The sequence below is a fragment of the Pseudomonas sp. Pseusp18 genome, from assembly GCF_059506005.1.
Genome location: NZ_CP169240.1, coordinates 4,267,743 through 4,293,850 on the forward strand (window position 1 = coordinate 4,267,743; position 26,108 = coordinate 4,293,850).

The 26,108-nt window shown below is 61.1% G+C and carries 24 protein-coding genes; 15 read left to right on the forward strand and 9 right to left on the reverse strand.

Annotated features, from left to right (window positions below):
- Positions 1–88: 88 nt before the first annotated feature.
- Positions 89–1,786 (reverse strand): AMP-binding protein, encoded by a 1,698-nt coding sequence (locus ACEN9A_RS19070; protein ID WP_258669561.1) that lies wholly within the window; start codon positions 1,784–1,786, stop codon positions 89–91.
- A 297-nt stretch (positions 1,787–2,083) separates the two neighbouring features.
- On the opposite strand from ACEN9A_RS19070, the gene ACEN9A_RS19075 reads away from it, so the two are divergent.
- From ACEN9A_RS19075 to ACEN9A_RS19090, 4 genes are read left to right on the forward strand one after another with little or no spacing between them, the layout of a single operon-like run.
- Positions 2,084–3,247 carry an isovaleryl-CoA dehydrogenase gene (locus ACEN9A_RS19075; RefSeq protein WP_007940933.1) on the forward strand — a complete coding sequence of 388 codons (1,164 nt, stop codon included), beginning with the start codon at positions 2,084–2,086 and terminating at the stop codon, positions 3,245–3,247.
- Positions 3,248–3,259: 12 nt separating this feature from the next.
- The gene (locus ACEN9A_RS19080) at positions 3,260–4,867 is read left to right on the forward strand and encodes a carboxyl transferase domain-containing protein (RefSeq protein WP_018925459.1); all 1,608 of its coding nucleotides are present in this window, start codon (positions 3,260–3,262) and stop codon (positions 4,865–4,867) included.
- Between the two features lie 13 nt (positions 4,868–4,880).
- On the forward strand, positions 4,881–5,696 hold the full coding sequence (locus tag ACEN9A_RS19085; RefSeq protein ID WP_258669574.1) for a gamma-carboxygeranoyl-CoA hydratase: 816 nt from the start codon (positions 4,881–4,883) through the stop codon (positions 5,694–5,696).
- Positions 5,696–7,651: an acetyl/propionyl/methylcrotonyl-CoA carboxylase subunit alpha gene (locus ACEN9A_RS19090; RefSeq protein ID WP_258669577.1), complete on the forward strand. Its 1,956-nt coding sequence runs from the start codon at positions 5,696–5,698 to the stop codon at positions 7,649–7,651. The genes ACEN9A_RS19085 and ACEN9A_RS19090 overlap by 1 nt, the downstream gene beginning before the upstream one ends.
- 39 nt (positions 7,652–7,690) lie before the next feature.
- Here the strand turns inward: ACEN9A_RS19090 and ACEN9A_RS19095 are convergent, their stop codons facing one another.
- Positions 7,691–8,356 carry a LexA family protein gene (locus tag ACEN9A_RS19095; protein WP_258669590.1) on the reverse strand — a complete coding sequence of 222 codons (666 nt, stop codon included), beginning with the start codon at positions 8,354–8,356 and terminating at the stop codon, positions 7,691–7,693.
- A gap of 129 nt (positions 8,357–8,485) precedes the next feature.
- On the opposite strand from ACEN9A_RS19095, the gene ACEN9A_RS19100 reads away from it, so the two are divergent.
- Together ACEN9A_RS19100 and ACEN9A_RS19105 are read left to right on the forward strand one after the other, a co-directional pair.
- Entirely contained in the window at positions 8,486–8,827 is a 342-nt protein-coding gene (locus ACEN9A_RS19100) for a DUF6124 family protein (protein WP_019580038.1), read from the forward strand.
- Between the two features lie 486 nt (positions 8,828–9,313).
- Positions 9,314–10,465 (forward strand): M14 family metallopeptidase, encoded by a 1,152-nt coding sequence (locus tag ACEN9A_RS19105; protein WP_019580037.1) that lies wholly within the window; start codon positions 9,314–9,316, stop codon positions 10,463–10,465.
- 76 nt (positions 10,466–10,541) lie between these two features.
- Here ACEN9A_RS19105 and ACEN9A_RS19110 read toward each other — a convergent pair whose 3' ends face one another.
- Positions 10,542–10,988, reverse strand: a complete 447-nt coding sequence (locus ACEN9A_RS19110) for a winged helix-turn-helix transcriptional regulator (protein ID WP_258669597.1) — start codon at positions 10,986–10,988, stop codon at positions 10,542–10,544.
- A 96-nt stretch (positions 10,989–11,084) separates the two neighbouring features.
- On the opposite strand from ACEN9A_RS19110, the gene ACEN9A_RS19115 reads away from it, so the two are divergent.
- Positions 11,085–12,311, forward strand: coding sequence for an MFS transporter (locus ACEN9A_RS19115; RefSeq protein ID WP_258669602.1), 1,227 nt, complete (start codon positions 11,085–11,087; stop codon positions 12,309–12,311).
- A 100-nt stretch (positions 12,312–12,411) separates the two neighbouring features.
- Here ACEN9A_RS19115 and ACEN9A_RS19120 read toward each other — a convergent pair whose 3' ends face one another.
- From ACEN9A_RS19120 to ACEN9A_RS19140, 5 genes are all read right to left on the reverse strand, one after another.
- A complete protein-coding gene (locus tag ACEN9A_RS19120; RefSeq protein ID WP_258669605.1) occupies positions 12,412–12,957 on the reverse strand; it encodes a cytochrome b in 546 nt (181 codons plus the stop codon).
- Positions 12,954–14,045 carry a catalase family peroxidase gene (locus tag ACEN9A_RS19125; protein WP_258669609.1) on the reverse strand — a complete coding sequence of 364 codons (1,092 nt, stop codon included), beginning with the start codon at positions 14,043–14,045 and terminating at the stop codon, positions 12,954–12,956. The genes ACEN9A_RS19120 and ACEN9A_RS19125 overlap by 4 nt, the downstream gene beginning before the upstream one ends.
- A 122-nt stretch (positions 14,046–14,167) precedes the next feature.
- A complete protein-coding gene (locus ACEN9A_RS19130) occupies positions 14,168–14,932 on the reverse strand; it encodes an enoyl-CoA hydratase-related protein (protein ID WP_309475218.1) in 765 nt (254 codons plus the stop codon).
- A gap of 57 nt (positions 14,933–14,989) precedes the next feature.
- Positions 14,990–16,324: a ferredoxin reductase domain-containing protein gene (locus ACEN9A_RS19135; protein ID WP_258669612.1), complete on the reverse strand. Its 1,335-nt coding sequence runs from the start codon at positions 16,322–16,324 to the stop codon at positions 14,990–14,992.
- The gene (locus ACEN9A_RS19140; protein WP_258669615.1) at positions 16,321–17,919 is read right to left on the reverse strand and encodes an amino acid adenylation domain-containing protein; all 1,599 of its coding nucleotides are present in this window, start codon (positions 17,917–17,919) and stop codon (positions 16,321–16,323) included. The genes ACEN9A_RS19135 and ACEN9A_RS19140 overlap by 4 nt, the downstream gene beginning before the upstream one ends.
- Before the next feature lie 258 nt (positions 17,920–18,177).
- Between ACEN9A_RS19140 and ACEN9A_RS19145 the strand changes: the two genes are divergently transcribed.
- Together ACEN9A_RS19145 and ACEN9A_RS19150 are read left to right on the forward strand one after the other, a co-directional pair.
- Positions 18,178–18,684: an RNA polymerase sigma factor gene (locus tag ACEN9A_RS19145; protein WP_019648429.1), complete on the forward strand. Its 507-nt coding sequence runs from the start codon at positions 18,178–18,180 to the stop codon at positions 18,682–18,684.
- Positions 18,681–19,433: an anti-sigma factor family protein gene (locus ACEN9A_RS19150; protein ID WP_019648428.1), complete on the forward strand. Its 753-nt coding sequence runs from the start codon at positions 18,681–18,683 to the stop codon at positions 19,431–19,433. The genes ACEN9A_RS19145 and ACEN9A_RS19150 overlap by 4 nt, the downstream gene beginning before the upstream one ends.
- Before the next feature lie 12 nt (positions 19,434–19,445).
- On the opposite strand, the gene ACEN9A_RS19155 is transcribed toward ACEN9A_RS19150, so the two are convergent.
- Complete coding sequence (locus tag ACEN9A_RS19155) at positions 19,446–20,282, reverse strand: IclR family transcriptional regulator (RefSeq protein ID WP_018925445.1); 837 nt, start codon at positions 20,280–20,282, stop codon at positions 19,446–19,448.
- 243 nt (positions 20,283–20,525) lie between these two features.
- Between ACEN9A_RS19155 and ACEN9A_RS19160 the strand changes: the two genes are divergently transcribed.
- The 6 genes from ACEN9A_RS19160 to ACEN9A_RS19185 all read left to right on the forward strand — a co-directional run bounded on the left by ACEN9A_RS19160 (position 20,526) and on the right by ACEN9A_RS19185 (position 26,102).
- Positions 20,526–21,551: an ABC transporter ATP-binding protein gene (locus tag ACEN9A_RS19160; protein ID WP_258669645.1), complete on the forward strand. Its 1,026-nt coding sequence runs from the start codon at positions 20,526–20,528 to the stop codon at positions 21,549–21,551.
- Positions 21,548–22,417 (forward strand): ABC transporter permease, encoded by an 870-nt coding sequence (locus ACEN9A_RS19165; protein ID WP_019648426.1) that lies wholly within the window; start codon positions 21,548–21,550, stop codon positions 22,415–22,417. The genes ACEN9A_RS19160 and ACEN9A_RS19165 overlap by 4 nt, the downstream gene beginning before the upstream one ends.
- A gap of 6 nt (positions 22,418–22,423) precedes the next feature.
- Positions 22,424–23,218 carry an ABC transporter permease gene (locus ACEN9A_RS19170; protein WP_019580025.1) on the forward strand — a complete coding sequence of 265 codons (795 nt, stop codon included), beginning with the start codon at positions 22,424–22,426 and terminating at the stop codon, positions 23,216–23,218.
- Positions 23,219–23,225: 7 nt separating this feature from the next.
- Positions 23,226–23,516: a (2Fe-2S)-binding protein gene (locus ACEN9A_RS19175; protein ID WP_258669651.1), complete on the forward strand. Its 291-nt coding sequence runs from the start codon at positions 23,226–23,228 to the stop codon at positions 23,514–23,516.
- A gap of 121 nt (positions 23,517–23,637) precedes the next feature.
- On the forward strand, positions 23,638–24,990 hold the full coding sequence (locus ACEN9A_RS19180; RefSeq protein ID WP_258669654.1) for an FAD/NAD(P)-dependent oxidoreductase: 1,353 nt from the start codon (positions 23,638–23,640) through the stop codon (positions 24,988–24,990).
- The gene (locus tag ACEN9A_RS19185; protein WP_258669656.1) at positions 24,987–26,102 is read left to right on the forward strand and encodes an NAD(P)/FAD-dependent oxidoreductase; all 1,116 of its coding nucleotides are present in this window, start codon (positions 24,987–24,989) and stop codon (positions 26,100–26,102) included. The genes ACEN9A_RS19180 and ACEN9A_RS19185 overlap by 4 nt, the downstream gene beginning before the upstream one ends.
- Positions 26,103–26,108 lie beyond the last annotated feature (6 nt).

Here is a 26,108-nt window from a genome sequence, read left to right on the forward strand (position 1 = left end):
CCCTTTGTGCTTTCCTGCTTTCCTGCTTTTCTATTTTTCTCGACCCTCATGTGGAAGCAGGCTTGCTCGCTCCCACACTGGTTATGTGTCAGGCGTTTTTGCTGCGCAGCTCCTCGATGCTGATCTCGCGCATCCGAAACTTCTGGATCTTGCCGGTCACGGTCATCGGAAACTCCTCGACGAACTTGAAGTAACGCGGCGTCTTGAAGTGCGCGATACGCTCCTTGCACCAGGCCTGCAACTCCTGTTCGGTGGCGCTGTGGCCGGGATGGAATTTGATCCAGGCGACAATCTCTTCGCCATACCGGGAGCAAGGAATGCCGATCACTTGCACGTCTGCAACTGCCGGATGGGTGAAGAAGAACTCTTCCAGTTCCCTCGGGTAAATATTCTCACCGCCGCGAATGATCATGTCCTTGTTACGCCCGGCGATGCACACGTAGCCTTCGTCGTTCATGCTCGCCAGATCGCCGGTGTGCATCCAGCCAGCGTCATCGATAGCCTCGGCGGTGCCTTGCGGGTTGTTCCAGTAGCCGAGCATCACGCTGTAACCCCGAGTGCACAGCTCGCCAATGGTGCCGCGTGGCACCAGATTGCCCGCCTCGTCTATGATCTTGCTTTCCAGTTGCGGCTGGGTGCGGCCGACCGTGGTGACGCGTAATTCCAGGTCGTCTGCCGGACCGGTCTGCAAAGACACGGGGCTGGTTTCCGTCATGCCGTAGGCAATCTGCACTTCGCTCATGTGCATTTCGCTGATAACCCGACGCATCACCTCGATCGGACACGTCGCCCCGGCCATGATCCCGGTGCGCAGGCTCGACAAATCAAATTCGGCGCGCTTGGGCTGATCGAGCATGGCGATGAACATGGTCGGCACGCCATAAAGCGCGGTGGCTTTTTCTTCGGCGACGGTGGTCAGGGTCAACAGCGGATCGAAGGCATCGTTGGGGTAAATCATGGTGCTGCCGTGGGTGACGCAGCCGAGGTTGCCCATGACCATGCCGAAGCAGTGATACAGCGGCACCGGAATCACCAGCCGATCATCGGCGGTCAGGCCGAGGCTTTCGCCGACCATGTAACCGTTGTTGAGGATATTGTAGTGGCTGAGGGTCGCGCCCTTGGGGAAACCGGTGGTGCCGGAGGTGTACTGGATGTTCACTGCCTGGTCGAAATGCAGGCTGTCCTGGCGTTCGTGCAATTGCTCGATCGACACGCTGGCCGCCAGATCGGCCAATTGCGACCACGGCAGGAAACCCGAGGGTGGCTGCGCATCCAGACTGATGACCCCGCGCAACTCCGGCAGCCGTTCGCTCTGCAAGCGGCCGATGGATTGCTCCGCCAATTCCGGCACCAACCCTTGCAGCATGCCGTGATAGTCGGAGGTCTTGAAGGCCCCGGCACAGACCAGCCATTGGCAGCCGGATTGCTTCAATACGTATTCGAGTTCTGAACTGCGATAAGCCGGGTTGATGTTGACCAGGATCACGCCGATTTTCGCACTGGCGAACTGGCTGATGCACCACTGGGCGCAGTTCGGGGCCCAGATGCCGAGCCGATCACCGGTTTGCAAACCCAGCGCCAGGAATGCTCTGGCGTGCAGATCAACAGCATCCGACAGCTGCTGCCAGGTGTAACGCAGTTGTTGGTGGCGCACGACCAGCGCCTCCCCGTTCGGGTATTGCGCGACGGTGTTATCAAACGCCTGGCCGATGGTCATCGCCAGCAAGGCTTTGTCCTGGGAACCACGGGTATAGCTGCGCTGCGGGTTTGCACTGGGTTGATCCATGACGACCCCTATTGTCTTTATTAATGGGCTGTACCGGCGACCTGTAGGAGCCGGCTTGTGTGGCGAGGGGGCTTGCCCCCGTTGGGCCGCGCAGCGGACCCAAGATCTGCGAGCGCTGCGCACTCGAACGGGGGCAAGCCCCCTCGCCACAGTCTTTCAGAACTGGCTCTACTCTCGCTCAAGTTGACGTTAACGTAAAGGGTGATTGACAGCCATTCGTCACAGGCTTACGTTAACGTAAAGGTGAGAGCTGAATCACTGCCCTCCCCACCCTACAAAAAAGCCAAAAGGTGCCCCATGAGCTACCCATCCCTGAACTTTGCCCTCGGTGAAACCATCGACATGCTGCGCGATCAGGTTCAGTCCTTCGTCGCCAAAGAGATCGCCCCGCGCGCCGCTCAGATCGACATCGACAACCTGTTCCCGGCCGACCTGTGGCGTAAATTCGGCGACATGGGCCTGCTGGGCATCACCGTGCCGGAAGAGTACGGCGGCGCCGGCCTGGGTTATCTGGCGCACGTGGTCGCCATGGAAGAAATCAGCCGTGGTTCGGCGTCGGTCGCCCTGTCCTACGGCGCGCACTCCAACCTCTGCGTCAACCAGATCAACCGCAACGGCACTCACGAACAGAAAAGCAAATACCTGCCGAAACTGATCAGCGGCGAACACATCGGTGCCCTGGCCATGAGCGAGCCTAACGCCGGTTCCGACGTGGTCTCGATGAAGCTGCGCGCCGACAAACGCGGCGATCACTACGTACTCAACGGCAGCAAGACCTGGATCACCAACGGTCCTGACGCCAACACCTACGTGATCTACGCCAAGACCGACCTGGAAAAAGGCCCGCATGGCATCACCGCGTTCATCGTCGAACGCGACTGGAAAGGTTTCAGCCGCAGCAACAAATTCGACAAGCTCGGCATGCGCGGCTCGAACACCTGCGAGCTGTTCTTCGATGACGTCGAAGTGCCGGAAGAAAATATCCTCGGCGTACTCAATGGCGGCGTGAAAGTGCTGATGAGCGGCCTCGACTATGAGCGCGTGGTGCTTTCTGGCGGCCCGACCGGGATCATGCAAGCTTGCATGGACCTGATCGTGCCGTACATCCACGACCGCAAACAGTTCGGCCAGAGCATCGGCGAATTCCAGCTGATCCAGGGCAAAGTCGCCGACATGTATACCCAACTCAACGCCAGCCGCGCCTACCTGTATGCGGTGGCCCAGGCCTGCGAGCGCGGCGAAACCACCCGCAAAGACGCCGCCGGGGTGATCCTCTACAGTGCCGAGCGTGCCACGCAAATGGCCCTCGACGCGATCCAGATTCTCGGCGGCAACGGCTACATCAACGAATTCCCGGCCGGTCGTCTGCTGCGTGACGCCAAGCTGTACGAAATCGGCGCCGGCACCAGTGAGATCCGTCGCATGCTGATCGGTCGCGAACTGTTCAACGAAACCCGCTAAACGGAGCTGTCCATGGCTATCCTGCATACCCAGCTCAACCCCCGTTCGGCGGAGTTCGCGGCCAACAGCGCGGCGATGCTCAAACAGGTCGACGCCCTGCACACCCTGCTCGCGCAAGTGCAGCAAGGTGGTGGCCCGAAGGCGCAAGAACGTCACACCTCGCGGGGTAAATTGCTGCCCCGTGAGCGGATCAATCGCCTGCTCGATCCGGGCTCGCCGTTTCTCGAGATCAGCCAACTGGCGGCCTACGCGGTGTACGGCGAAGACGTTCCCGCCGCAGGCGTGATTGCCGGGATCGGCCGGGTGGAAGGCGTCGAATGCATGATCGTCGCCAACGATGCCACCGTGAAAGGCGGCTCGTATTACCCGCTGACCGTGAAAAAACACCTGCGCGCACAAACCATCGCCCAGCAGAATCGCCTGCCGTGCATTTATCTGGTGGACTCCGGTGGCGCCAACCTGCCGCGTCAGGATGAAGTGTTCCCGGACCGTGAGCACTTCGGGCGGATCTTCTTCAACCAGGCCAACATGAGCGCCATGGGCATTCCGCAAATTGCGGTGGTCATGGGCTCTTGCACCGCCGGGGGCGCCTACGTTCCGGCGATGGCCGACGAGGCGATCATGGTTCGTCAGCAGGCCACCATCTTCCTCGCCGGCCCACCGCTGGTGAAAGCCGCGACTGGTGAAGTGGTCAGCGCCGAAGACCTCGGCGGGGCCGATGTGCACTGCAAGATTTCCGGGGTCGCCGACCACTACGCCGAAAGCGATGAACATGCTCTGGCATTGGCCCGGCGCAGTGTGGCCAACCTCAACTGGCGCAAGCTCGGCGAACTGCAACAACGTACGCCGATCGCGCCGCTGTATAGCAGCGACGAGTTGTACGGCGTGGTCTCGGCCGACGCCAAGCAACCGTTCGATGTGCGCGAAGTGATCTCACGACTGGTGGACGGCTCGGTGTTCGATGAGTTCAAGGCGCTGTTCGGGACGACTTTGGTGTGCGGCTTCGCCCACCTGCACGGCTACCCGATCGCGATCCTCGCCAACAACGGCATCCTCTTCGCCGAGGCCGCGCAGAAAGGCGCGCACTTCATCGAACTGGCCTGCCAGCGCGGCATTCCGTTGCTGTTCCTGCAGAACATCACCGGGTTCATGGTCGGCCAGAAATACGAGGCCGGCGGCATCGCCAAGCACGGCGCGAAATTGGTGACCGCCGTGGCTTGTGCCAAGGTGCCGAAATTCACCGTGATCATCGGCGGCAGCTTCGGCGCCGGTAACTACGGCATGTGCGGCCGGGCCTACGATCCACGCTTCCTGTGGATGTGGCCGAACGCGCGGATCGGCGTGATGGGCGCCGAACAGGCGGCGGGTGTGCTGGTGCAGGTCAAGCGCGAGCAAACCGAGCGCAGCGGGCATCGTTTCAGCGCCGAGCAGGAAGCCGAGATCAAGCAACCGATCCTCGATCAGTACGAAGAACAGGGTCACCCCTACTACTCCAGCGCCCGGCTATGGGACGACGGCGTCATTGACCCGGCGCAGACCCGCGACGTGTTGGCCCTGGCCTTGTCGGCGTCGCTGAACGCACCCATCGAACCGAGCCGCTTCGGCGTGTTCCGGATGTGATCTGGAGAAAACCATGAGCGACTTCAACACCCTCGAGCTGCAGACCGACCCGCGTGGCTTTGCCACCCTGTGGCTCAGCCGGGAAGAAAAGAACAACGCGTTCAACGCCGAAATGATCCGCGAACTGATCCTCGCGCTGGACAAAGTGTCGGGCGATGCCAGCCTGCGTTTTCTGCTGATCCGCGGGCGCGGCAAGCATTTCAGCGCCGGTGCCGATCTGGCCTGGATGCAGCAATCGGCCGAACTCGATTACCACACCAACCTTGATGACGCCCGGGAACTGGCGGAGTTGATGTACAACCTCGCCAAACTGAAAGTCCCGACGCTGGCCGTGGTGCAGGGCGCGGCGTTTGGCGGCGCGCTGGGCCTGATCAGTTGCTGCGACATGGCGATTGGCGCCGACGACGCGCAGTTCTGCCTGTCGGAAGTGCGCATCGGCCTGGCGCCAGCGGTCATCAGCCCGTTCGTGGTGCAAGCCATCGGCGAGCGCGCGGCGCGGCGTTATGCCTTGACTGCCGAACGTTTCGGCGGGCAACGGGCTCGGGAAATCGGCCTGTTGTCGGAGAGCTATCCCGTCGCCGAGCTGGAGCAAAAGCTTGAACAGTGGATCGACAACCTGCTGCTCAACAGCCCGGCAGCCATGCGCGCCAGCAAGGATCTGCTGCGTGAAGTCGGCAACGGCGCGCTGACCCCGGCGCTGCGGCGCTACACCGAGAATGCCATCGCCCGGATTCGCGTCAGCCCGGAAGGCCAGGAAGGCCTGCGCGCCTTCCTGCAAAAACGTTCGCCCACCTGGCAAGCCGAAATCACCCTCAAGGAGCCGCGTTGATGAGCGCACCTGTTCTCACCACCCTGCTGGTGGCCAACCGTGGCGAAATCGCCTGCCGGGTGATGCGCACCGCCAAGGCTCTGGGCCTGACCACTGTGGCCGTGCACAGCGCCACCGACCGTGACGCCCGGCACAGCCGCGAAGCGGATATCCGCGTCGACCTGGGCGGTAGCAAAGCCGCCGACAGTTACCTGCAAATCGACAAACTGATCGCCGCCGCGAAAGCCAGCGGTGCTCAGGCGATTCATCCCGGTTATGGTTTTCTCTCGGAAAACGCCGGGTTCGCCCGGGCGATTGAAGCGGCTGGCCTGATCTTCCTCGGCCCGCCCGCCTCGGCCATCGACGCCATGGGCAGCAAGTCTGCGGCCAAAGCCTTGATGGAAACCGCCGGTGTGCCGCTGGTGCCCGGTTACCACGGCGAAGCCCAGGACCTCGACACCTTCCGCGATGCCTGCGAACGCATCGGTTATCCGGTGTTGCTCAAGGCTACGGCGGGCGGCGGCGGCAAAGGTATGAAAGTGGTCGAGGACGTCAGCCAACTGGCCGAAGCCCTGGCCTCGGCGCAGCGTGAAGCGCAATCGTCGTTCGGCGATTCACGGATGCTGGTCGAGAAATACCTGCTCAAGCCACGTCACGTGGAAATCCAGGTATTCGCCGACCAGCACGGCAACTGTCTGTACCTCAACGAGCGTGACTGCTCGATTCAGCGTCGGCATCAGAAAGTCGTCGAAGAAGCACCCGCTCCAGGCCTGAGCCCGGAACTGCGTCGGGCCATGGGTGAAGCCGCCGTGCGTTCGGCTCAAGCGATCGGTTATGTCGGCGCCGGCACCGTGGAGTTTTTGCTGGATGCGCGCGGTGAGTTCTTCTTCATGGAAATGAACACGCGCCTGCAAGTCGAACACCCGGTGACCGAGGCCATTACCGGCCTCGACCTGGTGGCCTGGCAGATTCGTGTAGCCCGCGGCGAAGCGCTGCCGATGACACAGGATCAGGTGCCGCTGATCGGCCATGCGATCGAAGTACGGCTGTATGCCGAAGACCCTGGCAACGATTTTCTGCCGGCCACCGGGCGCCTGGCGTTGTACCGCGAATCCGCCGAAGGGCCGGGGCGTCGTGTGGACAGTGGCGTCGAAGAAGGCGACGAGATTTCGCCGTTCTACGACCCGATGCTCGGCAAGCTGATTGCCTGGGGCGAAGACCGTGAACAGGCGCGGCTGCGATTGCTGAGCATGCTCGAGGAGTTTGCCATTGGCGGGCTGAAGACCAACATCAACTTCCTGCACCGGATCATCGCCCACCCGGCGTTTGCCGCCGCCGAACTGGATACCGGTTTCATTCCGCGTTATCAGGAACAACTGCTGCCAGCACCTTCGCCGCTCAGTGATGAGTTCTGGCAAGCGGCGGCCCAGGCGTTTGCGCAAAGTCAGCCGTCTGTGTTGCGCGCCGATGATCCGAGTTCGCCGTGGGCCTTCAACAATGGTTTCCGTGCCGGGTTGCCGACAGAAATCACCCTGCATTTGAGTTGCGAAGGGCAAGACCGGGCGCTGACCCTGGGCAATGCCGACATGCATACCGCACGGCTCAAGGGTGAATACCTGCTGACCGAGCACAGCGGTTTGCGCCGTCAGCACCGGGCCATCCGGCGTGGCGATGCACTGTATCTGCAATGGGACGGCGAGTTGCGCCGCATCGAGTCGTTTGACCCGATCGGCGCCGTCGAAGCCAGTCACAGCCATCAGGGCGGGCTCACCGCGCCCATGAACGGCAGCATCGTGCGGGTGTTGGTGGAGGCTGGGCAAACGGTCGAAGCCGGGGCACAACTGGTGGTGCTGGAAGCCATGAAGATGGAGCACAGCATTCGTGCGCCCCACACCGGGGTAATCAAGGCGTTGTATTGCCAGGAAGGCGAAATGGTCAGCGAAGGCAGTGCATTGGTGGAGTTGGAACAAGCGTGAAATGAAGATCGGTCCTACGCGTTGCGAGGACCGATCCGATTAGAATTTGGCAGTCGCCTGAACCACCACGCCGATGATTCGGCATTCCTCGGTGTAAAGGGCTTTCGGATAGGTCGGATTGAGCGGGACCAGGTAACGCTGCCCGCCCTCTTCGATCAGCTTGCGAAAAACTGCCTCGGCACTGCCGGGCCATTGAGCGATCACCAGTTTGCCAGGCTCCGGCACGATAGCCGGGTCGACCAGAATCAGCATGCCCTCGGCAATGCTCGCACCCGTGGGTGCCGTCATCGCATCGCCGACCACCACCAGCCAGAACGCCGCGCCCTGTGCGTGGTAATCGGACAGCTCGAAACGTGGCTTGCTGACAGCCAGCGAGTTGCCGTAGGTCGATAGCTCTCCGTCGCGCACCTCCCCGGTTTCCCGCCAGTCGCTGACCGGGTAGCGAAAGTACGGGTTGTACTTTTGCGTCAGACAGATCTCCTCATCCTCTGAGGGCAGCGGCTCCCTGATCACCATCGCCACTTCCAGATAGTCCATGCCGAGCGCCCGCAAGACACGATTCATCTCTGCGATGCCGGGCTGACGACGTTTATTGAGCCAGTGGCCGACGCCACCCTGGGACATCCCGATGCGCTCGGCGAGTATTTCCTGAGTGACTTTGAGTTCACTCATTTTGGCCTTGACCAATTCAATCCATTTATCCATGTGCGGCACGATACGTGGGGTACTCCGACCATCAAAACACAAATTGTAGTATTAAAACTGAAGACACAAATACAGTACGTACTAAGCTGGGCTCACGGATTTGAATTTCTCACGGAGCTCGCCATCGTCATGACCATCCCCAGCAATACCCTGCCCGACATGCAAATCGACACCAGCCTCACCTCGCCAAAAGGCTCTGCCGCCGCGCAGCGGGCACTGGACTATTACTTGAAACCAGCTGTGTCAGAAGCGGCCAGCGAAGAACGCTTCTTTGATGTGAACCGTAACATCAGCAGCGAAGAGGCGCTGGTCCATGCTTCGGATCTGCTGCGGTGCGCCGTTGCCACCGCGCATGAGTCAGCCAACCAGCTGCAGGGCGCAAGCCGGGATCTGGCGTTTTCGACGGTGCACATGATCGACATGGCCAAGGCGATGGTCGACCGGGCCCTGGAGGGCAATCAGAACAATTGAGGCGGGAGCGTATTGGAGGAGGACAAGAAAATTTTTCCAATCGCGCAGGTAGAAACATTTGACTTGCAAATGATAATGATTATTATTGCATCAGCTGGTCGCGAGATCAGTCGATAGACCAAGAGACCTTAGGTCGGACTCCTGGACTATCTCCTCATCAGGCTAATCACGGTTTTTGACCCGGCTTTTTGCCGGGTCTTTTTTTTGCCAGTTCATCTGGCTTTGGCTTCAGGCTAATGAAGTCTGTAGGTGCTGCAAAATTCGATTGGCGCGGATGATATCAAAAGAATATCTACTGCCAAGAGAAGCCCGGCAGCACTGGGCCAAACTAACGAAAAATAGCACTTGAGAATCAATTGCGCAGTCTCTAAGCTGCATCGGCGTCAAGGAGGACGCCCCCCCTTCTACACCCCCGTAATTTCCCCCGGTTTCTCCCCCTCTTGCGTGTAAAGTAGCAGCCATAAAAATCGTATTCAGGAATTGATTATGGCCGGGGCTAAATCTTCTTTCGACATCAGCGCTAACTTCGACAGCGGCAACATTGATGTGCTGGACATCAGCAATCCTCTGCAAGCATTGCTGGCCATCAGGCCAGACACTCGCAGCCAGCATTTCCAGTGGTTCCATTTCAAGGCCAGCGGCCTGCATGTTGGTCAGGAGCATTGGTTTCGTCTGAACAACGCCAGCAAGTCCTCATACAACAAGGCCTGGGATGGTTATCAGGCGGTGGCGTCCTACGACCACGTCAACTGGTTCCGGGTGCCGACCATCTTCGAAGGCGACTGCCTGCGTTTCAGCCTTGAAGCCACTGCCACCCATGCCTGGTTCGCCTACTTCGAACCCTACAGCCGTGGCCGTCACGACTGGCTGATCGAACAGGCACAGACCAAGGCTGGCACCGAACTGTTGGCCACCGGCAAGAGCGTTGAAGGTCGTGACATCCAGTTGTTGCGCAAAGGGACTGGCGCCGAAGGTCAGCGCAAGGTCTGGATCATCGCCCAGCAACACCCCGGCGAACACATGGCCGAATGGTTCATGGAAGGCGTGATCGAGCGTCTGGAGAAACACGACGATCCGGTACTGAATAAGCTCCTGGCCAGCGCCGACCTGTACCTGGTGCCGAACATGAACCCGGACGGCGCCTTCCACGGTCATTTGCGCACCAATGCCATGGGCCAGGACCTGAATCGCGCCTGGCAGAACGCCAGCCAGGAAATCAGCCCGGAAGTGCTGTTCGTTCAGCAGCAAATGGAAAAGTATGGCGTCGACCTGTTCCTCGACATCCATGGCGATGAAGAAATTCCCTACGTGTTCACCGCCGGTTGCGAAGGCAACCCCGGCTATACACCGCGGATCGAAAAACTCGAAGAGCGCTTCCGCAGCCATCTGAAGCACCTGACCAAGGACTTTCAGACCAAACACGGCTACACCCGCGACGAACCGGGCAAAGCTAACATGACCCTGGCCTGCAACAGCGTCGGTCAGAAATTCGATTGCCTGTCCTTTACCATTGAAATGCCCTTCAAGGACAACAACGACGCGCCGAATGCGCTGACTGGCTGGTCTGGTAAGCGCTCGAAGCAGTTGGGCAAGGATGTGCTGACGACCATTGCCGACATGGTCGATACCCTGCGTTGATTATTTGAGATCAAAAGATCGCAGTGTAGGAGCTGCCGCAGGCTGCGATCTTTTGATCTTTTGATCTTTTGATCTTTTACTCAACCGGAACCCGCACACAATCCTGGGGCCCCAACAGCCGCCCATCCTCGGCGCGCAATTCCAGCGGCCGCACCGGTCGACCGTTCTCACGATCGACAACCCGCGAATGCGCCTCCCCCACCTCATAGAAAAACGCCTCGCCCCACTGCCGCAACCCGATGATTAACGGGAACAAGCCTTGGCCCTTCTCCGTCAGCACATATTCCTGATACGCGCTGCCATCCGACGCCGGCACCAGATCGAAAATCCCGTGGGCCACTAATGTGCGCAGGCGTGCCGAAAGAATGTTCTTGGCCATGCCCAGATTGCGCTGGAACTCACCGAAGCGTCGCAGGCCATCGAACGCATCGCGCACGATCAATAGCGACCACCAATCCCCAATCGCATCCAGTGAACGGGCGACCGGGCATTCGGCGCCTTCCATGCTTGTACGTTTAACCATGACCGCGTCCGCCGGCAACCAATGTGGTTGCAATATAAAACCAGACTCCTTACCGTACAACTGGTTTTATATTGAAACCACACAAGGAAGCCTGTGATGAAACCTGACCACCCGTTAAGCGGCGCCGTGGTGCTGCTGTTTGCCGTCGCCTGCGGCCTGGCCGTCGGCAATGTGTATTACGCACAACCATTGCTCGATGCCATGGCCGAAGCCTTCGCCATGGACCCGGCAACCATCGGTATCGTCATCACCCTCACTCAGATCGGTTATGGCGTGGGCCTGTTGTTGCTGGTCCCTCTGGGAGATCTGCTCAACCGTCGCCGATTGATCGTCTTGCAAACCCTGCTGTCGGCACTGGCCTTGTTGATGATCGCGTTAGCGCCGAGCAGCACCTGGCTGTTGCTCGGCATGGCGCTGACCGGGCTACTGGCGGTCGTGACGCAAGTCCTGGTGGCCTACGCCGCGACGCTGGCCATCCCGGCGCAACGTGGACGTGTGGTAGGCGTGATCACCAGCGGCATTGTCGTCGGCATTCTATTGGCACGAACGGTAGCCGGCGGCATGGCCGACCTGGCTGGTTGGCGCTCGATTTATCTGTTGTCCGCCGGGTTGACCCTGGTGATGGCGCTGCTGTTGTTTCGTGTGCTGCCCAGGCACGAAGACGCGCGACCGAATAGCGCTTACGGCGCGCTGATCGGCTCAGTCTTCACGTTGTTCAAGGAAGAACCGGTGTTGCGTCAACGGGCCATCCTTGCCCTGCTGACGTTCGCCAGTGCCATGGTGCTGTGGACCCCTTTGGTATTGCCGTTGAGCGCCCCGCCGCTTTCACTGTCCCACACCGAAATCGGGCTGTTCGGGCTGGCCGGGGCTGCCGGCGCACTGGCCGCGGCTCGCGCCGGGCATCTGGCCGATCGTGGCCTGGGTCAATGGACCAGCGGACTGTCGTTGTTGCTGATGCTCGCCTCATGGCTGCCCATCGCCCTCACTCAGTCCTCGCTGTGGGCGCTGCTGCTCGGGGTGATTACGCTGGATCTGGGTTTGCAGGCCGTCCATGTCACCAGCCAGAGCATGATCTACAGCGTGCGCCCCGAAGCGCAAAGCCGACTCACCGCCGGCTACATGCTGTTCTATTCGATCGGCAGCGCCTTGGGCTCGATCGGTTCGACGGCGATGTATGCCTGGGGCGGCTGGATCGCGGTGTGCTGGCTGGGTGCGGGCATCAACGCCGTAGCGTTGATCTATTGGTGGCTGACGCTCGCCGCCAAAACACCCAACACCTGTGGCGAGGGAGCTTGCTCCCGCTCGGCTGCGCAGCAGTCGTAAATCGATCAGACGCAGGAGCGTCTGACCAACCGCATTTGGGGCTGCGTTGCAGCCCAACGGGGGCAAGCCCCCTCGCCACAGTTATCGGCAGTCCCCCGACTCATCCACGGTCCCTGCCCCGCAACATGCTGTCCAGCACCTCATCGCGGCGCACCCAACTGTGAAACAACGCCGCCGCCAGGTGCAGCAGCACGGTCAGGAACAGTAGATACGCCAGATACCTATGTGCCTTGCGCAGGAATGCAAACACCTGCGCATTCGCCGGCAGGATCGACGGCAGTTGCAACGAGCTGCTGAGCATCACCGGATCGCCAGCCGCCGAAATCATCGCCCAGCCCAGCAGCGGCAAAATCAGCATCAAGGCGTACAGCAAGACATGCGAAGCCTTCGCCGCGAGCACCTGCCAACCCGGCAGGTTCGTCGGCAGCGGTGGTTGCCGGGTCGAAAAACGCACGGCCAGACGCACAACCACCAACAACAGAATCGCAATGCCCAAAGGCTTGTGCAGGTGGATCAACCACTCATGGCGCTCGGACACCGAGGCCACCATGCCCGCTCCAATAAACAACATCGCGATGATCATCAACGCCATCAGCCAGTGCAGCAGTCGCGCCAGGGGTGCGAAATGATTCGGTTGAGCGCTCATTGTCGAGACTCCTGTTTGGCGTTGGGCAATTGATTTACTTCGCTGGTGCGACGCAGATAGGAACTGGCGTAACCCGCTGAACGAGCGGCGAGCAACGGGTCGTCGGAACCTTCGATACCGCTGGGCAATACCAGTGGGTCGTAGTTGATGTCGCGGCACTCGCCATTGAGTTGCGGCTGGGTGCTTTCGAGCACCAGAGTGCCGGCGTTCACAACTTTTCGGTCGCTGGGCCAGGCCTTGCTCGCGTCGTTGACCGGGTCCCCAGAGTTCGCCAGGGTAATGTTCAACTGCCAACGCAGCGGTCCTGCGGACAAACGCTGAACCAGATCCTTCTCCAGAAAGTCAGCGCCCTCCGGTGCCGTCGCGCCCGCCCCATCCTGAGCAACCGGGGTCATGCTCCAACGCACCGCTTGCCGCTGCCCCGCTGCGTTCACCAGGTAAAACGCATTGACGCTGTTATACGTCTCGGTCGCATAACTGGCAGAAGGTTTGGCGGTCTTGATCCAGGCAAGAAACGGCGCGGTTTCCGGGTGAGAACCGAAGAACGCCGGCACCGCCGCAGGGTTCGGTTTGCCGGTGGCCGGGTCCGGTGACTGCGCCTGTTGCAGCTGATAGAACGCCTCGGGCGTGCCCACCGGGAACACCGGCATGCTGTTCATCCCGGTGCGCCACTGCTGACCGTTGGCCTGGGTAAAGCGCAACGCCAGGCTGCGGATCGGCACGCTGTTGTCCGGCGCGTAAGGGTTGCCGGCAGGCAGCGCGAAACGCCCGACCACCGGGGTCCGCGCTTCATTGAACACTTGGGCGCTGGAATACTCGCGCACCTGGCCGCTGCTCTCGAAATGCCCGATCACGCACACCCCTTTGGCGTGGTTACGACGGAACCCCGGGTGCACGCCGTTGTTTTTCTCCAGCACATTGATCAACGCTTTCGGCGTCAGGCGCTGTGGGTCGAGTGTGCCGTTGACGTAGGCAAAAGCCCCGGCCAGCGCGGCGACCACCACGGCAATGCCGGTCAGGCGCAACGTCAGGCTCGCGGTGCTCAGGGGCGGCCGAGATGGCCCTGATGTAGATGAGCGATCAACCATGAAAGTCTCCGGGGCCGTAGGCCACAGGGGGAAAGAGCTATGAGACGAACGTCACGTAGGATTATTCCCCCTGAACTGTAGTTTCTTTCAAAGCACCGCTAGCGACGAATCCTCAAGGTTGGTCAAACCGGGTTAAAACTCGGCTCACGCTTCTGCAAAAAAGCCTGCATACCTTCCTGTTGCCCCTCCGTGGCAAACAAACCATGAAACACTCTTCGCTCGAAAAGAAGGCCCTCACGCAGCCCTGACTCCAGCGCCCGGTCCACTGACTCGCGCGCAGCGAGTGTGGCGGTTTTAGCGAAACCGGCAATGATCTGCGCTGCGGCCAAGGATTGCTCCAGCAGATCGCTGGCAACGATTACCCGCGACACCAACCCTGCCCGCTCGGCCTCTTCGGCCGACATCGAGCGTCCGGTCAAAATCATGTCCATGGCCTTCGACTTGCCTATCAGGCGTGTGAGACGTTGGGTCCCGCCCATTCCAGGCATCACTCCCAACCTGATTTCCGGTTGGCCAAAACGAGCGTTATCCGCAGCAAAGATCAGATCGCACATCATGGCCAACTCACAGCCACCACCGTATGCATAACCGGCAACAGCGGCCAGCTTGGGCGTACGTAACGCGGCAAAGGCTTCCCAATCGGCGAAATAATCCTCATGGACCATGTCCAGGTAAGACTTTCCGTACATCTCCTTGATGTCGGCGCCAGCCGCAAAAAAATCTGCCGTCCCGGTGATCACGAAACAGCCGACTCCGGGGTCGCGGTCCAACCGTTGCAACGTGTCCAGTAGTTCGCGCATCAGGGCCGAACTCAAAGCATTCCTGGCCTGCGGGCGATTAAGACGAATCAATACGACTCGATCATGACGTTCGATCAATGTGTGCATGGTGATCTCATTAAATAGATGTGAAATGTTTGAATGACAAAACGCTCTTGGCACACTTCAGGAATCCCAGATTGCGCCATACGCCGGAATGCCCCGCCCTTCCATTTCCTCAACCACTCGCTGGGTGAGCGTCTGGTTCGAAATGCAGATCACCGCCTCGGCACCGAACGAGCGAACCGCGTCATAAGCCAGTTGCACAAGGTCTGGCTTGCCGAGCACATCGGTGTCCCAGATCAAGGCATCAGGATTGGCCCGCAGGATCTCTTCCACCAGTTCGTCACCGTAGGTTTTTCGCGGGCTGCGGGTCGACCAGACCAGCCGTATCGGTACTTGCCTGGCCAACAAATGGGGCAACACCGGGCCGATGCCGCTGCCCGTGGCGATGTACACCACCGATTTGAACAGGGTTTCGATGTGCGCCACGCCAGCGGTGGTAATGCCTTTGACCCAGACATGCGTCGGCATTTGCTCGATGAACTCGCCGGTCCAATCACCTGCCCGGGAAATGATCAGGCGAAAACCCGCTTCACCCGGTGCGGGAATATTGGCAAAGGAATGCCACTCCATCAGCGGGTTGAGACTGATGGCGTTGGAGGAGCCGGCAAACGGCGTGACATGGTCAAAACGGGCTATTACCGCATGAGAAGAAGGCCTGATCAGTTGCACCGGTACTTTGCGCAGACGAAACCATGGCAAGGCGATGCTGAACGTCAACACAATCAGCATCCAGAATGCCACCGACGTCGACAGCGCCTCGCTCACGGAGGCCTGCGGGCTCTGGTCCCGGGTAAACAGAACGCTCCATACCCAGAACAGGGCAAGTGCGGTCCACCCACCAAAGCGGTGCATTCGCTCGAAGCCGTTGTGAAAACGCCCGCGAATCCGCGGGTGAGCCATGACGGCCACCAGCAGCAAGATCCCCAGTAACCCGGTGCTCACCCCGAGCAGCGCCAGGGAAACGCCGCCCAAGCTTTCAGTCCAATGCCAGGCCAGGGAGCCGATCAACACCGCGAACCAGCCAATCGCCGCCAGCGCCCCGCCACTGTGCAAGCCGCCGAAGTGGTAAACCTTGGCCAGTGAGCGGCGTATCGCAAGCGGCCAGGAAGTGGGCGCCCGGGTTGCCAGCCAGAACAGCAGATTGATGATGTACTGCTGGCGAATCAAAATCGCCAGCGACAGATTCGCCACCACCAATCCCGACAGCGCCTCAAGGACTATCCCCGTGGATGTCCACCACTGCCCGGCGGTCAACCCATGCGCCAGTGCCGCGATATTGAGTGCAAGCACCAGGGCTAGCAGGCGGTTGTAATGCGAAAATATCGGCAACGTCCCCAATCGCCGCCACAGTACGCGCTTGACCGGCAGTGCGGTATCCGGATTCCCCCCCTTCATGCGCTCACCCCTTGCCGGGTCGTCGCGTCAGCCTGGTGCGTCATCGCCCACTCCAGCAGCAAGCGTTTGTCGACCTTGCCGCGTGAGGTCAGCGGAATGTGCTCCACGGCGAGGATCAGCGAAGGGACGCAATAATAGGCAAGCCGCTCTTCACAGCGCCGTCTTGCATCATCGATGTCCGTGGTAACGGGATAGACGAAGGCCACCAGATGGCGACTGTCGAGTTTCAACGTGACCGCCCGCTCGCAGCGATCAGATGACTCCAGAACCGTAGAAACAGAGTCAAGCTCCACCCGAAACCCTCTGACCTTGACCTGGTCATCGACACGTCCCAGGTGTTCCAGTTCGCCGTTCGCTGTCCAACGCCCCAGATCACGTGTGCGAAACATCATCCGGCCCTGCCCCAGAAACGGATCGGGCCGATAGCGTTCGGCGGTCAGCGTCGGGTTACTCAAATAACCGGCGGTCACACAGTCGCCACCCGCCCACATCTCACCTTGCTCACCCGCCTGACAGAGCTGGCCCGCCTCATCCAGCACGTACACCGTGTTGTTGGGCGTGGGTTTGCCGATCGTCAATGCACCTGCGCCCCTGTAATGCTGCATGGTGTTGACGATCGTGGTTTCGGTCGGGCCGCAGGCATTGTAAAAAGTGCAGAACGAGGACCAGCGATCAGCCAGGGGCTGCGGGCATGGCTCCCCGGCAAGGGCCACTACCTTGACTTGCTGACACCGCAATGGATCGAGTGTGCCGAGTATCGAAGGCGTAGCGATCAGCACATCGCATTGTTCGGCCGTCTGGGCGATGTCCTTGCCACGGATCATCAAGGTCGCACCATGAGCCAGACACCCGAGTATTTCCCAGGCCGCCATGTCAAAGGCGATGTTAAGTATCTGTCCGACCTTGAGCCCAGGCCGCATGCCGAGATTGCCAGGGGCTGTCAGCAAAATATTGCACACATTGCGATGGGTCACCCGAACCCCATTGGGCAGGCCGGTGGTGCCGGAGGTGAATAGCACGAAGCACAATCGATCCGGGCTCGATGACAGCGAACAGGCCACATTCAGGTCATCAGCGGGTGTTGACGCAACCTCCATGAACTCATCGAGGCAAGTGCAGTGTTGCTGCGACGTCAGAGGAATTCGCGACTCGAGGCTCGACAGTGTCAGCACCACTCGCGTCGAGGCCACGTCCATGATGTGGCGCAATTGCGCGGCGGGAGTAATCCCTACGTGCTGAGGGATGTAGGCAGCACCCACTTTCAATGCGGCCAACATTCCCACCAGCATCGGGATCGAACGCTCCACAAACAAGGCCACGTGATCACCCGGGGCGACGCCCTGCTGACGCAACAGCGTGGCCAGTCGGTTGGCCTGCCGGTTCAGCTCACCATAGCTGATGGTTTCGCCCTCACAATGGGCGGCAATGCCCTGAGGTCTGGCGGCGGCTTGCGCCTCGACGGCGTGATGGATCAGAAGATACTCAGGCTCAACCGTCGGCCCTCGACCGAATTGTGGCCACGCGTCATGGGTGTTGTTGTTCGGAAGCAGCGAACAAATCGATGCCGACTCAAGGGGAATTTTGCACTCTTGCATAAAAAAAATTCTCTTCAGGCTCAATATTTACGTTCAAGCACGGGTGGTTCTGCGCAGCCTGATGAGAGGCTGGGCTGACTGCCTGAGCTTGCTGCATGGGTTGAGCCGCGAAGTTCGATGCCATTACATGGATTACAAACCCCTCAGAAATCTCCTACACAAATAAGTAATAGTTTTCCCCGACGAAGGAATAAACCACGGTGGCCGGCGTCCTTCTTGTCAGTGCCATTCATCACAGCCAGAGAACACGCCTTTTCCATGAACAACATCGACGGACAATTGCGTGAAATCATTCCCAGGCTGCGGCGCTTCGCCGTGTCGCTGACGCGCAACCCCAGCAGTGCCGACGATCTGGTGCAGGCAAGCCTGGAACGAGCGCTGTCGAATTGGAGCGCTAAACGTCCGGAGGGCGACCTGCGGGCCTGGCTGTTTTCGATTCTTTATCGGCAGTTTCTCGACGCCCACCGCCGATCCCGGCGGTATGCGCGGATGCTCGAATTCTTTACCGGGCGCGACGATGCGCAGCCTTCGGTAGAACGCACGGTAATCGCCCAATCGACCCTGCAAGCCTTCGATCAGCTCAGCACCGAACAGCGCGCGCTGCTGCTCTGGGTGTCGGTGGAAGGCTTGAGTTACAAGGAGGTCGCCGAGATTCTCGACGTCCCCACCGGCACCGTAATGTCGCGCCTGTCCCGCGCGCGCCAGGCCTTGCGCCAGCTCAGCGACGGCGAAATCACCCGCCCTTCCCTGCGGAGACTCAAATGATCAGCATGCCGCCCAGCGAGCGTGACCTGCACGCCTACGTCGATCACCAACTCAGCGATGCCGACCGACATCAGGTGGACACTTATCTGGCCAGCAATGCCGAGGTGGCCGCGCAAGTGCGCGCCTGGCAGCAGGACGCCCAGCAATTGCGCGCGGCCCTGAGCGGCGCCTTGCAGCAACCGGCCAACCCGCAACTTGACCCGGCGCTGATTCGCCAGCGCCTCAAACGCCAGTCGCGCCGTCATCTGGCCAGTGCCGCGGTGTTGTTGATTGCGGTCAGCGTCGGCGGATTGGGCGGTTGGCACGCGCGGGAGATGACTCTGGTCAGTCCCCCACTGCCGATGGCCGATGCGATGCAGGCCTACCGACTGATTGCCCAGCAAGGCATCCTGCCGGCGGATTACCAAGTCAGCGACGATGGCGACATGCAAGGCTGGCTCGACCGCTATTTCAGCCAGGCCCATCGTCTGCCGAACCTGGCGGGGGCTGGCTACAAACCGGTCAGCGGCCGTTTGCTCAGTACCGAACAAGGGCCGGCGGCGATGGTGGTCTACGAAGATCAGGGCGGCCACAAAGTCAGCTTCTACGTCCGGCCACCGGGGCCGAAAAACTTCCTCCTGCCCCGTGGCAGCCGCAGCGACGGCGAACTGCAGGCCGAGTATTGGTCGGATGCCGGGTACAACTACGCGATGGTCAGCCCGAGTGACACACCGGCGGCGCAGATGCTCAAGCAGACACTGAAGTTCTGATCCGGGTTGTGGTCACCCCTGCCCAAACACCTGCGAAGGCCTGCGCAACAGCGGGTCGAACGGATTGATCCGCGGCCCGATCAACGCCGCTTCGCGCTTGAGCATTTCCACCACGGTCGGCAAACGATCCGGCCCCAGGCGATCACTGATCGTGGCCACGCTCAACGCCGCCACTGCCCGGCCGTCGCGATCGAGGATCGGCACCGCTACGCCGGCCATGCCTTGCAACACGCCGGTGTTGCGCCCGGCGTACCCGAGCGCGCGCACATTCTCGACTTCCGAGCGCAGGAACACTTCGTCATACAGGTGAAAATCCTTGAGCCGCGGCAAGTTGTAGTGAATCACCGTGTCGCGTTCCTCTTGCGGCAGGAATGCCAGAATCGCCAGGCTGCCCTGACCCACGCCGAGCGCCACCCGCCCGCCGATGTCACCGGTAAATGTGCGGATCGGAAACGGCCCTTCACTGCGGTCCAGACAAATCGCATCAAAGCCGCTGCGCGCCAGTAAAAACAGCGAATCACCCAACGATGCCGATAACCGCAGCAATGCCGGCCGCGCCAGTTCGCGCAGGTTGTTGGTATTGCCGGCGCGGGCCGCCAAGGCAAAAAACTCCAAGCTCAGGCGATAGCGCTTGCTGCGGGCGTCCTGTTCGACCATGCCCTCGTCCATCAGGCTGCGCAGCAAGCGGTGGGTAGTCGGTTGCGACAAACCGATGCGCTGCGCCAGTTGCGTCACGCGTTCGCCGCCCTCGACGGTGTCACCCAGGCTGCGCAGCACCGCAAACAGTCTTGAGACCGCACCGACACCGACTTCATTTTTGTTTTCATTCCGATCAGTGGAATCTGACATTTGATTTCTCATCAATAAATTTACTCACTGAATAAAACTGAAAATAGTCATCGCTTCAGTGAAATAGGTTATTGAGCCCATCCTATTCTTCGTCCTACTCTGCGTCCATACAGGGGCGATTCGAACAACAACGGCAGCCGACACACGTCGAGCGCCAACACCCCCCGCAACATCTTTTCGTATCTGCCCATACAAAAAAGCGCGCCGTTGGCGACGCATAACAATCTCAGGTGGAGCGCAGTCATGGCCTTTGTGCAGCTTGAAAACCTCGGCAAACGATATGGCGAGATCGACGCAGTCGTCGCCACCAACCTGTCGGTGGAAAAAGGCGAGTTCGTCTCACTGCTCGGCCCCTCCGGCTGCGGCAAAACCACCACCCTGCAAATGATCGCCGGCTTCGTCGAAGTCAGCAGCGGGCGGATTGTGCTGGACGGTCGCGACATCACCCACGCCAAACCCGCCAGCCGAGGCCTGGGCGTGGTGTTCCAGAGTTACGCACTGTTCCCGCACATGACCGTGCAAGACAACGTCGCCTTCGGCCTGCGCATGCGCAAAGTGCCCAACGGTGAGTTGCAGCAACGGGTGGACCGGGTGCTGAAACTGGTTCGCCTGCACCAGCACGCCGAGCGTTATCCACGGGAGCTTTCCGGCGGCCAGCGCCAGCGTGTTGCACTGGCCCGGGCGTTGGTGATCGAGCCGCCGGTGTTGCTGCTCGACGAACCGCTGTCCAACCTCGACGCCAATTTGCGCGAAGAGATGCAGTTCGAAATCCGCCGCATCCAGCGTGAAGTCGGGATCACCACGCTGATGGTCACCCACGACCAGTCCGAAGCACTGTCGATCAGCGATCGGGTGGTGGTGATGCAGGCCGGGCGCATCACCCAGATCGACGCCCCTTACACCCTCTACGAACATCCGCGCACCGAGTTCATTTCCGGGTTCGTCGGCAAAGCCAATCTGCTGCCCGGTGAGCGAGATGGCGCCGGTGTGGTTCAGGTGTGCAACACCGGCAACGGCGAACTGTCGTTAAGCCTGCGCCCGGAAAAAATCGATCTGCGGGAAAAAGGCCATGGTCGTCTGCAAGGCAAGATCGCCAGCCGCTTCTTCCTCGGCAGCCAGTGGTTGTACGGCGTAACAACAACCCTGGGCGAACTCTGCGTGGTGCGTCGCAACGACGGCTCGGCGCCACTGGCCGAAGGCACGGCGGTCGGCCTCGACTGGGACGCGGCACTGCTGCGGGTGCTGAGTGCCGACGAGGTGTCGGCATGAATACGCTCGCCGCCATCCGCCAGGGACGCCAAGGGTATGTGTTGTCGGCGCCGGCCCTGGCGTTGTACGTCGGCCTGCTGGCAATCCCGCTGCTGCTGACGCTGGTGTTGTCGTTGAACGTCTTCGACTACAGCGCGGGGATCAACAGCGACGCCTACACCTTCGCCCACTACAGCAGCCTGCTGGGCGATCCGTACTTCTACGAGATCTTTCTGCGCACGATGTGGATCAGCGCCCTGACCACCCTGCTCTGCGTGCTGATCGGCGTGCCCGAGGCCTACATCCTCAGTCGCATGGGCGCACCGTGGCGTTCGATTTTCCTGATTCTGATCCTCACGCCGCTGCTGATTTCGGTGGTGGTGCGGGCGTTCGGCTGGAGCCTGTTGCTGGGCGCCGACGGGCTGGTCAACCAGACCTTGCAAGCCTTCGGTGGCTCGCCGATGAAGCTGCTCTACACGCCGTTCGCAGTGGTGATCGCGCTGGTCCACGTGATGCTGCCGTTCATGATCATTCCGGTCTGGACCTCGCTGCAAAAACTCGACCCGGCCGCCGAGCAGGCTGCGCTGTCACTGGGCGCCAGCCACTTCACGGTGATACGCAAAGTGGTGTTGCCGCAGGTCATGCCCGGCGTGCTCTCCGGCACCTTGATCGTGTTCGGCCTTGCGGCCAGCTCCTTCGCCATTCCCGGACTGCTCGGCGGACGCCGGCTGAAGATGGTCGCCACGCTGATCTACGACCAGTACCTGTCGGAGCTGAACTGGCCGATGGGCGCCGCGATTGCCGTGGCCCTGCTGTTGCTCAACCTGCTGATCATGCTGTCGTGGAACCGGATGATCGAAGGCCGCTACAAGAAGTCATTGGGATAATTCGTCATGTCCAGAAACGGTCCTTTCGCCCTGCTGTTCCATGCCCTGGTGGTGCTGTTCATGCTCGCGCCGCTGGTGGTGGTTTGCCTCGTCGCCTTCACCCCGGAAAACACCCTGAGCCTGCCGACCACGGATTTCTCCCTGCGCTGGTTCCGCGCCGTGTTCGAACGCGCGGACTTTGTCGATGCGTTCTACAACAGCCTGATCCTGGCCTTCAGCGCGGCCAGTCTGGCGACGCTGATTGCGGTGCCGGCGGCGCTGGCGATCACCCGCTTCGAGTTCCCCGGACGGGACTTTTTCAACGCCCTGTTCCTGTCGCCGATCATCATTCCGCACCTGGTGCTGGGGGTGGCGTTGCTGCGCCTGTTCGCGCTGATGGGCGTCAACGGCAGCTTCGCCTGGCTGATCTTCGCGCATGTGCTGGTAATCACGCCGTATGTGTTGCGACTGGTATTGGCGTCGGCCATCGGCCTGGACCGCAGCGCCGAACACGCCGCGCAATCCTTGGGTGCCGGACGCTTCACGCTGTTCCGGCAAATCACCTTGCCGATGATTCTGCCGGGGGTCGCCGGTGGCTGGCTCCTGGCGTTCATCAACAGTTTTGACGAGGTCACGTTGTCGATCTTCGTCACCTCGCCGGCCACGCAAACCTTGCCGGTGCGCATGTACGTGTACGCCACCGAATCCATCGATCCGATGATGGCGGCGGTGTCGGCCCTGGTGATCGCGCTGACCGCGCTGACGATGATTCTGCTCGATCGGGTCTACGGCCTGGATCGGGTTCTGGTGGGTAAACAATGAGGGCGCCATGGCTCTGCTGAAACGACTGGCCGAAGGCGACCGCCCGGCCCTGGACTTTACCCTCGACGGCGTGCCTGCCAGTGGCTTGCTCGGCGACACCCTGCTGACCGCTGTGCTGACCTGCAGCGAACACCTGCGCGGCAGCGACTTCAGCGCCGAACCCCGCGCCGGCTTCTGCCTGATGGGCGCCTGCCAGGACTGCTGGGTACGCCTGGGCGATGGCCGCCGGGTGCGGGCCTGCTCGACGCTGCTTGAGGCCGGCCAGCAGGTCCGCCGCGAACCGGGGCGTTGCGTATGACATCCATTTATCCGGCGTCCCCAAAAGATCGCAGCCTTCGGCAGCTCCTACGCCGTACGCGATCCCCTGTAGGAGCTGGCGAAGCCTGCGATCTTTTGATCTTTAATGTCGTGGGGTTTGTATGAAGCCCGTCATCATCGGCGCCGGCCCCGCCGGAATCCGTGCCGCACAAACCCTCGTCGCCCACGGCGTGCGCCCTATTCTGCTGGACGAAGCAGCTCGCGGTGGCGGGCAGATTTATCGGCGGCAACCGGCGAACTTCAAGCGCTCGCCCGTCAAGTTGTATGGCTTCGAAGCCCCCAAGGCCAACGCGCTGCATCAAACCATCGACGCACTGCGCGAACAACTCGATTACCGCCCCGACACGCTGGTATGGAACGCCGAGGCCAACGCACTCGACACCTTGCACGAGGGCCGTGCCATACGTGTGGCGTTCTCTCGGGTGATTGTCGCCACGGGTGCCACCGACCGGATTCTGCCGGTGCCGGGCTGGACGTTGCCGGGGGTGTACAGCCTCGGCGCGGCGCAGATCGCCTTGAAGTTTCAGGGCTGTGCCATTGGTGAACGCGTGGTGTTCGCCGGCAGCGGACCGTTGCTGTACCTGGTGGCCTATCAATACGCCAAGGCCGGTGCCAACGTGGTCGCGGTGCTCGACAGTTCACCGTTCAGCGCTCAGGCCCGCGCCCTGCCCGGTCTGTTGTCGCAGCCGGCTACCCTCGCCAAAGGCCTCTATTACCGCACCTGGCTGACCACCCACGGCATCCCGGTGCATCAGGGCGCCAGCCTGTCAGGCATCGATGGCCAACAGCGTGTGCAATCGCTGAACTGGCGCAACGCAAAAGGCCAACATCGAATCGACTGCGACGCCGTCGCCTTCGCCCATGGCCTGCGCAGCGAAACCCAACTCGCCGACTTACTGGGCTGCGAATTCGCCTGGAACCCGCTCAACCGCGCCTGGCTGCCACAGCGTGACAGCGCCGGGCGCAGCAGTGTCGCCGAGGTGTACCTGGCGGGTGACGGCGCCGGCATCATGGGCGCCGACGCGGCGGAAATGGCCGGCGAACGGGCAGCCCTCGCCTTGCTTGAAGACAGCGGTTACCTGCTCCCGCCGCAACGTGCCACCCAGCTGGAACAGTCGCTGAAAGAAATCGGCAAGTTCCGCCAGGGTCTTGAGCGTGCCTTTACCTTCCCCGAAAGCTGGGCCACCGACGCTGCGGATGACCTGATGATCTGTCGCTGCGAAGAAGTACACGCCGGCGACATCCGCCAGGTAGTGCGCGAAGGTCATTGGGAGATCAACCGGGTCAAGGCCCATTGCCGGGTCGGTATGGGTCGCTGTCAGGGTCGGATGTGCGGGGCCGCCGCAGCGGAAATCATTGCCTGCGAAAGCCAGCGTTCGGTAGCCGACATCGGTCGGTTGCGGGCTCAGGCACCGATCAAACCCTTGCCGTTCGGTCTGGAGGTCGAGCCATGATCGAAGTCGAGGCAGTCATCATTGGCGGTGGCATTGTCGGGGCCTCCGCCGCCCTGTTTCTGAGCAAGGCTGGCCGACGCGTAGCGCTGCTGGAACGGGATTTTTGCGGTTCGCATTCCAGCGGCGTGAACTATGGCGGCGTGCGTCGTCAGGGCCGGCCGCTGTCGCAATTGCCGTTGTCGCAACGGGCCCACGAAATCTGGGGACAGCTGCCGCAATTGATCGGCATCGATGGCGAGTACCAGCGCAGCGGCCACTTGAAACTCGCCCGCAGCCTCAACGACCTGCACGCCTTGCAGGACTACGCCGCCAGCAGCCAAGGGTTCGGCCTCGATTTGCAACTGTTCGACCGCAGTGAGTTGCGCGCACGTTTTCCGTGGGTCGGAGACGTCGCGGTCGGTGCTTCGCTGTGCCCGGACGATGGCCACGCCAACCCGCGCCTGGTGTCTCCGGCGTTTGCCCAAGCGGCACGTCGGCATGGCGCGCAGGTGCATGAGCAATGTGCAGTCACGGCGGTGGAACACGATGGTCAGCGCTTTCGCGTCAGCACTCAAACCGGCCTCGAGCTACACGCGCCCTGGCTGCTGAACTGCGCCGGCGCCTGGGCCGGCAGCCTTGCCGCGCAATTCGGTGAAGCGGTGCCGATGCATGCCGGTCACCCGGCGATGCTGGTCACCGAACCGTTGCCGCTGGTGATGAATGCCAGCACCGGCGTCGAAGGCGGCGGCATCTATGCCCGTCAGGTCGCGCGGGGCAACTGTGTGTTGGGCGGCGGCCAGGGCTTTGCCCTTGATAGTGCCCGCGCCCGGCCTGGTCAGAGCGCGGTGATCGAGATCCTGCGTCAGGCCGTCGAGCTCTACCCGTTTCTTGAAGGCGCCCAGGCGATTCGCACCTGGAGCGGCACCGAAGGTTATTTACCCGATCGTCAACCGGTGATCGGCCACAGCAGCACCCAACCCGGTCTGTTGCACGCGTTCGGCTTTGCCGGCGCGGGCTTTCAGATCGGGCCTGCGGTGGGCCAGGCGCTCACCGAGATCATCTGTAGCGGCGCGTCAAAGACGCTGCTGGATGCGTTTTCCATCACCCGGTTTCACTCCATCTCCGTAGCTTGATAGAGG

Excerpts from the sequence above, each read along its gene's own strand:
- ACEN9A_RS19170 (WP_019580025.1), top strand. The coding sequence starts at position 22,424 with ATGTCCAGAAACGGTCCTTTCGCCCTGCTGTTCCATGCCCTGGTGGTG.
- ACEN9A_RS19185 (WP_258669656.1), top strand. The coding sequence starts at position 24,987 with ATGATCGAAGTCGAGGCAGTCATCATTGGCGGTGGCATTGTCGGGGCC.
- ACEN9A_RS19095 (WP_258669590.1), bottom strand. The coding sequence starts at position 8,356 with ATGGATAAATGGATTGAATTGGTCAAGGCCAAAATGAGTGAACTCAAA.
- ACEN9A_RS19120 (WP_258669605.1), bottom strand. The coding sequence starts at position 12,957 with ATGAGCGCTCAACCGAATCATTTCGCACCCCTGGCGCGACTGCTGCAC.
- ACEN9A_RS19160 (WP_258669645.1), top strand. The coding sequence starts at position 20,526 with ATGGCCTTTGTGCAGCTTGAAAACCTCGGCAAACGATATGGCGAGATC.
- ACEN9A_RS19090 (WP_258669577.1), top strand. The coding sequence starts at position 5,696 with ATGAGCGCACCTGTTCTCACCACCCTGCTGGTGGCCAACCGTGGCGAA.
- ACEN9A_RS19115 (WP_258669602.1), top strand. The coding sequence starts at position 11,085 with ATGAAACCTGACCACCCGTTAAGCGGCGCCGTGGTGCTGCTGTTTGCC.
- ACEN9A_RS19180 (WP_258669654.1), top strand. The coding sequence starts at position 23,638 with ATGAAGCCCGTCATCATCGGCGCCGGCCCCGCCGGAATCCGTGCCGCA.
- ACEN9A_RS19150 (WP_019648428.1), top strand. The coding sequence starts at position 18,681 with ATGATCAGCATGCCGCCCAGCGAGCGTGACCTGCACGCCTACGTCGAT.
- ACEN9A_RS19140 (WP_258669615.1), bottom strand. The coding sequence starts at position 17,919 with ATGCAAGAGTGCAAAATTCCCCTTGAGTCGGCATCGATTTGTTCGCTG.
- ACEN9A_RS19080 (WP_018925459.1), top strand. The coding sequence starts at position 3,260 with ATGGCTATCCTGCATACCCAGCTCAACCCCCGTTCGGCGGAGTTCGCG.
- ACEN9A_RS19135 (WP_258669612.1), bottom strand. The coding sequence starts at position 16,324 with ATGAAGGGGGGGAATCCGGATACCGCACTGCCGGTCAAGCGCGTACTG.
- ACEN9A_RS19165 (WP_019648426.1), top strand. The coding sequence starts at position 21,548 with ATGAATACGCTCGCCGCCATCCGCCAGGGACGCCAAGGGTATGTGTTG.
- ACEN9A_RS19100 (WP_019580038.1), top strand. The coding sequence starts at position 8,486 with ATGACCATCCCCAGCAATACCCTGCCCGACATGCAAATCGACACCAGC.
- ACEN9A_RS19145 (WP_019648429.1), top strand. The coding sequence starts at position 18,178 with ATGAACAACATCGACGGACAATTGCGTGAAATCATTCCCAGGCTGCGG.
- ACEN9A_RS19105 (WP_019580037.1), top strand. The coding sequence starts at position 9,314 with ATGGCCGGGGCTAAATCTTCTTTCGACATCAGCGCTAACTTCGACAGC.
- ACEN9A_RS19125 (WP_258669609.1), bottom strand. The coding sequence starts at position 14,045 with ATGGTTGATCGCTCATCTACATCAGGGCCATCTCGGCCGCCCCTGAGC.
- ACEN9A_RS19110 (WP_258669597.1), bottom strand. The coding sequence starts at position 10,988 with ATGGTTAAACGTACAAGCATGGAAGGCGCCGAATGCCCGGTCGCCCGT.
- ACEN9A_RS19130 (WP_309475218.1), bottom strand. The coding sequence starts at position 14,932 with ATGCACACATTGATCGAACGTCATGATCGAGTCGTATTGATTCGTCTT.
- ACEN9A_RS19075 (WP_007940933.1), top strand. The coding sequence starts at position 2,084 with ATGAGCTACCCATCCCTGAACTTTGCCCTCGGTGAAACCATCGACATG.
- ACEN9A_RS19155 (WP_018925445.1), bottom strand. The coding sequence starts at position 20,282 with ATGTCAGATTCCACTGATCGGAATGAAAACAAAAATGAAGTCGGTGTC.
- ACEN9A_RS19175 (WP_258669651.1), top strand. The coding sequence starts at position 23,226 with ATGGCTCTGCTGAAACGACTGGCCGAAGGCGACCGCCCGGCCCTGGAC.
- ACEN9A_RS19085 (WP_258669574.1), top strand. The coding sequence starts at position 4,881 with ATGAGCGACTTCAACACCCTCGAGCTGCAGACCGACCCGCGTGGCTTT.
- ACEN9A_RS19070 (WP_258669561.1), bottom strand. The coding sequence starts at position 1,786 with ATGGATCAACCCAGTGCAAACCCGCAGCGCAGCTATACCCGTGGTTCC.